Raw genomic sequence first — 8,068 nt, 5'->3', positions numbered from 1 at the left:
GGACGTGGAAGGGCGTTGCGGCCCAAGCGGGCTGGGCCGCGGCGGCGGCGCGGGCGGCGGCCGCGATGTCGCCGGGGAGGGCGACCGCGGCGTGGGCGAGGGTCTCGCCGGTGGCCGGCTCCATCACGGGGCGGACCGTTCCGGAGGGGTGCCAGGCGCCGTCGAAGCGGGCGGAGTCCCAGATGGAGGGGTCGAGGAGGGAAGCGGGAGAAGGGAGTTCGGTTGACATCGTCGTCGCTCCTGTCGGCGTGGGGGAGGAGGTGCGGAGGGCCGAGAGGGTACCGGGAGTGTTCGCTTTGCGGATTGGTGTTCGTCATGTGAACTCCTGCATCGTATCGGGATCGGGTATTCCAGGCAAGGGGCGCGGCGTCGCGGGCGTTGGAAAACGATGAGTGTTCGTGTATGCTTCGTTCGTTCGCATACCGAACTCCCCTGGAGGTGGCGCATGGCCGTCTTGGCCGCCCTCCCCGAAGCCCTCGCAGCGGCCGTCCGGGACGGCGACTCCGTGGCACTGGAGGGCTTCACCCATCTCATCCCCCATGCGGCCGCGCACGAGCTGATCCGCCAGGGGCGCAAGGACCTGACGCTCATCCGGATGACCCCCGACGTCATCTACGACCAGCTGATCGGCGCCGGGTGCGCCGCGAAGCTCGTCTTCTCCTGGGGCGGCAACCCCGGGGTCGGTTCGCTGCACCGGCTGCGCGACGCCGTCGAGCACGGGTGGCCCCGCGAACTCGACATCGAGGAGCATTCCCACGCGGGCATGGTGAACCGCTATGTCGCCGGGGCGTCCGGGCTGCCGTTCGCGGTCCTGCGCGGATACGTCGGAACCGACCTGGTCGATGTCACCGACTCCATCGCGCCCATCGACTGCCCCTTCACCGGCGAGCGGCTCACCGCGGTCTCCGCTTTGAATCCCGATGCGGCCGTGATCCATGCGCAGCGCGCCGACCGGGACGGGAACGTGCAGCTGTGGGGGATCGTCGGCGCCCAGAAGGAGGCCGTGCTCGCCGCGACGAGATCGGTGGTCACCGTCGAGGAGATCGTCGACGAGCTGGAGCCCGTGCCCGGCGCGATCCTGCTGCCGCACTGGGTGGTCGACTGGGTCTGCGAGGTCCCCGGCGGCGCCTCGCCCTCGTACGCGGCCGGGTACACCGAGCGCGACAACGACTTCTACCGCGAATGGGACGCCGTCAGCCGCGACCGCGAGACCTTCCTGGCTTGGATCCACTCGAACGTCATGACCGAAGCGAGGTGAGCGATTTGGGAGACGTGAACGGCGGGCCCAGCGCCGAGGACATGATGACCGTCGCCGCCTCCCGCGCCCTCGAAGGGCGCCGGACCTGCTTCGTCGGGATCGGGCTGCCCTCCCTGGCCGCCAACCTCGCCCGCGCGACCTGCGCGCCCGGCATCGTCCTCATCTACGAGTCGGGGACCATCGGCTCCAAGCCCGAGCGCCCCCCGCTGTCCATCGGGGACGGCTCCCTCGCCGAGACCGCCGACACCGTCGTCTCCAGCGCCGAGATCTTCAACTACTGGCTCCAGCCGGGCCGGATCGACGTCGGTTTCCTCGGTGCGGCCCAACTGGACCGGTACGCGAACCTGAACACCACCGTCATCGGCGACTACCGCCGCCCGAAGGTCCGCCTGCCCGGGGCCGGCGGCGCCCCCGAGATCGCGGCCTCCTGCAAGGAGACGATCGTGGTCGTGCGGCACACGCCGCGGATCTTCGTCGACCGCCTCGACTTCACCACCTCCGTCGGCCACGGCGACGGGCCCGGGGCGCGCGAGCGCCTCGGACTGCGCGGGGCCGGGCCGGTCCGCGTCATCACCGACCTCGGTGTACTCGAACCGGATCCGGGAACCCGGGAACTCGTGCTCACCAGCGTCCACCCGGGCGCCCGGCCCGAGGACGCGGTCGCCCGCACCGGATGGCCGCTGTGCGTCTCCCCCGCGCTGGCCGTCACCGAGCCGCCGAGCGCGGCCGAACTCGACGCCTTGCGCGCCTTGACCTCTTGACCCTTCGAAGGAGCGACGACATGGCGAACCTCCTGCGCCGCGACGGCCGCGACGTCCACCCCGACCGCGACTTCCCCGCCTACAAGTCCACCGCACTGCGCCACCCGAAGCGGCCGCTCGTGCAGCTCCACAACCCCGAGACCGAGCTGGCCGCGCCGTTCCTCGGCTCGGGCCCGATCGGGCCCCTCGACGCCGACCTCACCGCCCAGCACGACGGCGCCCCGCTGGGGGAGCGCATCGTCGTCACCGGGCAGGTCCGCGACGGCAACGGTGCTCCGCTCGCCGGGCAGCTCGTCGAGGTCTGGCAGGCGAACGCCTCGGGCCGGTACGCGCAGGCCGAGGACGCCCACGACGCGCCGCTGGACCCGAACTTCACCGGCGTCGGCCGCTGCCTCACCGACGACTCCGGGAACTACCGCTTCATCACCGTCAAGCCCGGCCCGTACCCGTGGCGCAACCACGACAAGGCCTGGCGGCCCGCGCACATCCACTTCTCGCTGTTCGGCACTGCGTTCGCGTCGCGCCTGATCACGCAGATGTACTTCCCCGGCGACCCGCTCTTCCCCTACGATCCGGTGATGCGCTCGGTGACCGACGCGGCCGCGCGCGAACGCATGGTCGCGGCCTTCGACCTCGACGCCACGGTGGACCAGTGGGCCACCGGCTACCGCTGGGACATCGTCCTGCGCGGCCCCGAGAAGTCGATCTTCGAGACCGATCTCCCCGAGGAGGACTGATGCCGGACCAGCCGCTGACCCCGGCCCAGACCGTCGGGCCGTTCTACGGCTTCGCGCTCCCCTACGAGGGCGGGCCGGTCATCGTCGAGGGCGGGGAACTGCACGTTCACGGGACCGTTTTCGACGGCGCGGGCGAGCCGGTCCCCGACGCGCTCGTCGAAGTCCTGCAAGCGGACGGCGAGGGCCGCCTCGACCGCGGCCTGTTCGGGCGCTGCTCGACCGCGCCCGAGGGCCGCTTCGCGTTCACGACCGTGACGCCCGGCGCGACCGAGGACGGCTGCGCGCCGCACCTCGCCGTCCTGGTCCACGCCCGCGGCCTGCTGCTGCACCTCCACACCCGCGTGTACTTCCCCGACCAGGCGTTCAACGCCTACGATCCCGTGCTCGCGAAGGTCCCCAACGACCGGCGGCACACGCTCGTCGCCGTCGCAGAGGAGGACGGATTCCGTTTCGACATCCGGCTTCAGGGGGATGATGAGACGGTGTTCTTCGATGTCTGAGCGTTCGGTTCCGGGGCTTGGTGGTCGCGGAGCCCTGCCAGGTCCGGGCCGCAGGTGCGGGCGGGCGCGCCGATGAGGGGAGGGGCCCGGTGACGGAGCTGTTCGACGCGGTCTTCGCCCGCGGCCGGGCCGCCGAGGCGGTCTCGTCGCGGGCCTGGCTCGACGCGCTGCTGCGCGTCGAGGCGGCCCTGGCCGAGGCCGCGGCCGACACCGGGTACGTCAGCCGCGAGGCGGCCGATGCGGTCGTCTCGGCTGCGATGCCGGAGAACTTCGACCTGGCGGCGGTCGCCGCCTCTGCAGCCGACATCGGCAATCCCGTTGCGGGCGTGGTGGACCGGCTGCGCGAACTCGTGTCGGAGGAGTATCAAGAGGCGGTTCATTTCACGGCGACCAGCCAGGACATCCTCGACACCGCGATGATGCTCGTCGCGAAGGACGCCGTCGCGGCCGTGATGGAGGACCTGCGCGCCTGCGAGGACGCGCTGCTCGATCACCTCGTCCGGGAGGAGTGGGAGCACGAACCGCGGCTGTGGGGCCGCACCCTGCTCCAGCACGCCGAGCCGATCGGCCTCACGAATCTGAACGGCCGCTGGAACTTCGGGATCCGCCAGGCCCGCATGGCGCTTGAAGGGCTCGGGTTCCCCGGCGCCCTCTCGGGGCCGGTGGGCGTGAACTGGTCGAAGCGGATGATCCCGGAGAAGGACCTGCGCGCGCACTACCTGCGCCGGCTCGGCATGGACCCCGGTCTGTACCTGGGGCACACCTCCCGCGGGCCCGTCGTGCGCATCGGCGCGGCCGCCGCCGAGGCCGCCGGGGCGTGCGCGAAGGTCGCGGTCGACGTGATCCTGCTGAGCCAGAACGAGATCGGCGAGGTCCGGGAGGGGCGTCCCGGCGGTTCGACCTCGATGCCGCACAAGCGCAACCCGGTCGCCGCGACCTGCGCGCGGGCGTGCGCCGCCCGCACGCCCGGACTCGTCGCGACCCTGTACGCCGCGATGCCGCAGGAGCTCCAGCGCTCCCCCGGGCTGTGGCACAGCGAGTGGGAGACCCTCTCGGACCTGCTGCGGCTCACCGGGTCCGCGGCCGCCTGGCTGCGGGAGTGCCTGGAGGGCTTGCAGATCGACGCCGAAGCCATGGAGCGCAACCTGCGGGAGGCCGAAGGATGATCCCCCATTTCGAAGTCGACGGCGAGGGCCCGCCGCTGGTCCTCGTCAACTCGCTCGGCACCACCCTCGACATGTGGCGGCCGCAGGTCACCCCGCTCGGGGCCCGGTTCTGCCTGGTGCGCTTCGACGCCCGCGGGCACGGGCGCACGCCGTTCGAGGGCGGCGCGCTGACCGTCGACGACCTCGTCGGCGACGTGGTCGACCTCCTCGACCACCTCGGGATCGAGCGCGCGCACTTCGCGGGCGTCTCGCTCGGGGGCGCGGTCGCGATGCGGCTGGCCGTGACGCGTCCCGAGCGCGTCGACCGGCTCGCGCTCGTGTCGACCGCCGCGAGGATCGGCACCCCGGAGGGCTGGCGCGACCGCGCTGAGACCGTGCGCGCCAACGGGACCGCCGCCATCAGCGAGGCCGGCATGGGCCGCTGGTTCTCCCCCGACTTCATCAAGGCCCGGTCCGACACGGTCGCGGAGTTCCGGCAACGCTTCGACGCCTGCGACGCCGACGGCTACGCGGCCTGCTGCGAAGCGCTGGGCGCCATGGACCAGCGCGAGGACGTGCGCCGGATCGTCGCGCCCGCGCTCATCGCGGGCGGGACCGCCGACGAGGTCACGACGCCCGCGGACGCCGCGTTCCTCGACGAGCAGATCCTCGACTCGCGGATGCTCCTCGCCGAGGGCGCCAAGCACCTGCTGACGGCCGAGCGGCCCGACTGGTTCAACCGCATTCTCATCGCGTTCCTGGAAGCGCCCGAACTCGAAGTGCCGGAGTTCGAAGCACCGCGTGAGGAGGGTGGCGATGACGGACGCTGACGGGGAGCGGGTGCGGCGGGCCGTCCTCGGCGACGCCCACGTGGACCGCTCAAACGCCGCCCGGACCGACTTCGACCGGGACTTCGGGGAGTTCATCACCGAGTACGCCTGGGGCGGGGTCTGGTCCCGGCCCGGCCTCGACACGCACACCCGGCGGCTGCTCACCATCGGCGTCCTGTGCTCGCTCGGGTGCGAGGACGAGCTCGTGATGCACGTCCGCGCCGCCCTCGACGACGGCGTGAGCGCCGACGAGGTCAAGGAGGTCCTCCTCCACACGGCCGTCTATGCGGGTCTGCCCAGGGCCAACCGGGCCTTTCACCTTGCGGGTCGGGTTGTGGCGGAGCACGACGTTGCCGAGGATGGCGTCGCGGCGGACGACGGTGTCGACGCCGGCTCCGCCGAGCGCGGCGGGGCGCCGGGCCGCGACGCACGGATAGGCTGAGCGCATGCAGGAGATCCCGGACGGCGACGAGACGCCGACGAGCGCGCCCCGCAACTCCGACTACGTGCAGACCCTCGCGCGCGGGCTCGCCGTCATCCGGTCGTTCTCGGCCGAGCGGGAGGCCATGACGCTCAGCGAGGTCGCCAAGGAGACCGGGCTGACCCGCGCGACCGCGCGGCGGTTCCTCCTGACCCTCACCGAACTCGGGTACGTGCGCTTCGACGGCCGCTACTTCGCGCTCACCCCGCGCGTCCTGGAGCTCGGCTTCGCGTACCTGTCGAGCCTGACCCTGCCCGAGATCGCCCAGCCGCACCTGGAGCGCCTGGTCGCCGAGGTGCAGGAGTCGGCGTCGGTCGCGGTGCTCGACGAGACCGACATCGTCTACGTCTCGCGGGTCGCGACGCAGCGGATCATGCGCGTCTCGATCAACATCGGCACCCGCTTCCCCGCCGTGAGCACCTCCATGGGCCGGGTCCTGTTGGCGGACTTGGACGGCGAGCAGCTGGACGCGGCGCTGGCCGCCTCCGAGATGACCGCGTTCACCTCGCACACGATCACCGACGAGGCCCGGCTGCGCGCCGAGCTCGACCTGGTCCGGGCGCAGGGGTGGGCGTTCGTCGACCAGGAGCTGGAGGACGGGCTGCGGTCGATCGCGGTCCCGATCCGGAACCAGTGGGGGCGGGCGGTCGCGGCCGTGAACGTCTCCTCGCACGCCAGCCGCACCGACCTCGACTCGGCCCGCCGCGACCTGCTGCCGCCGCTGATGGCGACCGCGACGCGGATCCTCGCCGACATGGCGATCCAGTTCGGCTGAGCCTCCCCGATTCGGGGCTGGGCATGGCGCTCCGAGGCGAGGCTCGGTTGCTTCGGCACTGCTCGCGGCGGCGCGGCTAGGCCGCCTCGCTGCGGCGTGCTGCCTTGGTGCGGTCAGGCCGCTTCGATGACGACCGCGATGCCCTGGCCGACGCCGATGCACATGGCCGCCAGGCCGTACCGTTTTCCTTCCCGCCGGAGCCGCCACGCGAGCGTGGCAAGGATTCGCGCGCCCGAGCACCCGAGCGGGTGGCCGAGGGCGATCGCGCCGCCCTGCGGGTTGACGATCTCGGGGTCGAGGTCGGGCCAGGACGCCAGGCACGCGAGCGACTGCGCCGCATAGGCCTCGTTGAGTTCGACGGTGTCGAGGTCGCCCCAGCCGATCCCGGCGCGTTCGAGGGCCCGCTCGGCGGCGGCGACCGGGCCGATGCCGTACCGGTGCGGCTCGACGGCGGTGACCGCGCGGGAGACGATGCGCGCCAAGGGCTTTCCGTGGGCTTCGGCGGCGGTCTCGCCGCCGAGGAGGAGGGCGGCCGCGCCGTCGCTCAGCGGGCTGGCGTTCCCGGCGGTGACGGTGCCGTCGGTGCGGAACGCGGTCCGCAGCTTCGCGAGGATCTCGGGCGTGGTCGCGGGGCGGATCGCCTCGTCGCGGGAGAGTTCGGGGAGGGGGAGGACCTCGTCCGCGAAGGCCCCGGACTCCCAGGCGGCGTGGGCGAGGCGGTGGCTGCGGGCGGCGAAGGCGTCCTGGGCGTCGCGGGTGATGCCGAACTCGTCGGCGAGGATCTCGGCGCCCTCGCCGAGGCTGACGGTCCACTGGGGATTCATCGCGGGGTTGACGAGGCGCCAGCCGAGCGCGGTGTCGGCGAGTTCGAGGCCGCCGCGCGGGTAGGGCTTCTCGGTCTTCGGCATGACCCACGGGGCGCGGCTCATCGACTCGACGCCGCCGGCGACGACGAGGTCGGCGTCGCCGCACTCGATCGCGCGGGCCGCGCCGACGACGGCTTCGGCGCCGGAGCCGCACAGGCGGTTGACGGTGGTGCCGGGGACGGAGGTCGGGAGGCCGGCGAGGAGGACGGCCATGCGGGCGACGTCGCGGTTGTCCTCGCCCGCGCCGTTGGCGTTGCCGAGGACGACGTCGCCGATGTCAGCCGGGTCGAGGTCCGGCCGGCGCGCGACGAGGCCTGCGATCGCCTTGGCGGCCAGGTCGTCCGGGCGCACCGGGGCGAGCGCGCCGCCGTGGCGGCCGATCGGGGTGCGGACGGCGTCGAGGATGAAGGCGGTGCTCACGGCGGCCCCCGGGGGTCTGCGGAAGTGGTCGATTTTTGGTGTGCGCATAGTGAAACTGTGTGCTCTATGCGAACAGTAATGAACGAGAGCGACCTTCACAAGGGGCATTGAGGGCTAAAGGTGGAGACCATCCCTAGCCCCCACCCACCCAGAAGGGGACCGTAGCGGCGATGGTTGCCGAGGGGTCCGACAGTTTCGGGCCCGCAATCGGCCTCCCCGCGGGAAATTCACCCGATCGGGTGTAACGGTGGCGGGCTCGGGCCCGCAGACTGCGGGCGGGGTGCGGGGTGCGGGG

The 8,068-nt window shown here is 72.5% G+C and carries 10 protein-coding genes; 8 read left to right on the top strand and 2 right to left on the bottom strand.

Features of this window, described 5'->3' with window-relative positions:
- Positions 1-229: aldehyde dehydrogenase family protein (locus tag DI269_RS27135; RefSeq protein WP_157975001.1), on the bottom strand; the 229-nt coding region annotated here is incomplete at its 3' end.
- A 216-nt stretch (positions 230-445) separates the two neighbouring features.
- On the opposite strand from DI269_RS27135, the gene DI269_RS14865 reads away from it, so the two are divergent.
- The 8 genes from DI269_RS14865 to DI269_RS14830 all read left to right on the top strand — a co-directional run bounded on the left by DI269_RS14865 (position 446) and on the right by DI269_RS14830 (position 6,487).
- Entirely contained in the window at positions 446-1,258 is an 813-nt protein-coding gene (locus DI269_RS14865; protein WP_112137142.1) for a CoA transferase subunit A, read from the top strand.
- A gap of 41 nt (positions 1,259-1,299) precedes the next feature.
- A complete protein-coding gene (locus tag DI269_RS14860; protein WP_408612300.1) occupies positions 1,300-2,019 on the top strand; it encodes a CoA-transferase subunit beta in 720 nt (239 codons plus the stop codon).
- Positions 2,020-2,039: 20 nt separating this feature from the next.
- The gene (pcaH, locus tag DI269_RS14855; RefSeq protein ID WP_112137138.1) at positions 2,040-2,756 is read left to right on the top strand and encodes a protocatechuate 3,4-dioxygenase subunit beta; all 717 of its coding nucleotides are present in this window, start codon (positions 2,040-2,042) and stop codon (positions 2,754-2,756) included.
- The gene (pcaG, locus tag DI269_RS14850) at positions 2,756-3,256 is read left to right on the top strand and encodes a protocatechuate 3,4-dioxygenase subunit alpha (protein WP_112137136.1); all 501 of its coding nucleotides are present in this window, start codon (positions 2,756-2,758) and stop codon (positions 3,254-3,256) included. The genes pcaH and pcaG overlap by 1 nt, the downstream gene beginning before the upstream one ends.
- An 89-nt stretch (positions 3,257-3,345) precedes the next feature.
- Positions 3,346-4,422 (top strand): lyase family protein, encoded by a 1,077-nt coding sequence (locus DI269_RS14845; RefSeq protein ID WP_157975000.1) that lies wholly within the window; start codon positions 3,346-3,348, stop codon positions 4,420-4,422.
- Complete coding sequence (gene pcaD, locus DI269_RS14840) at positions 4,419-5,231, top strand: 3-oxoadipate enol-lactonase (protein ID WP_112137132.1); 813 nt, start codon at positions 4,419-4,421, stop codon at positions 5,229-5,231. The genes DI269_RS14845 and pcaD overlap by 4 nt, the downstream gene beginning before the upstream one ends.
- Positions 5,218-5,673 (top strand): 4-carboxymuconolactone decarboxylase, encoded by a 456-nt coding sequence (pcaC, locus tag DI269_RS14835; protein ID WP_112137130.1) that lies wholly within the window; start codon positions 5,218-5,220, stop codon positions 5,671-5,673. Before pcaD ends, pcaC begins: the two co-directional genes overlap by 14 nt.
- A gap of 4 nt (positions 5,674-5,677) precedes the next feature.
- Positions 5,678-6,487 (top strand): IclR family transcriptional regulator domain-containing protein, encoded by an 810-nt coding sequence (locus tag DI269_RS14830; RefSeq protein ID WP_112137128.1) that lies wholly within the window; start codon positions 5,678-5,680, stop codon positions 6,485-6,487.
- Positions 6,488-6,600: 113 nt separating this feature from the next.
- Here DI269_RS14830 and DI269_RS14825 read toward each other — a convergent pair whose 3' ends face one another.
- Entirely contained in the window at positions 6,601-7,773 is a 1,173-nt protein-coding gene (locus DI269_RS14825) for a thiolase family protein (protein WP_112137126.1), read from the bottom strand.
- Positions 7,774-8,068 lie beyond the last annotated feature (295 nt).

It is taken from the genome of Glycomyces dulcitolivorans, assembly GCF_003265355.1.
In the GTDB taxonomy this organism is placed as follows: domain Bacteria; phylum Actinomycetota; class Actinomycetes; order Mycobacteriales; family Micromonosporaceae; genus Glycomyces; species Glycomyces dulcitolivorans.
The sequence above is the reverse complement of the archived record's forward strand: the minus strand, read 5'-3'. Positions and strand labels throughout refer to the sequence as shown.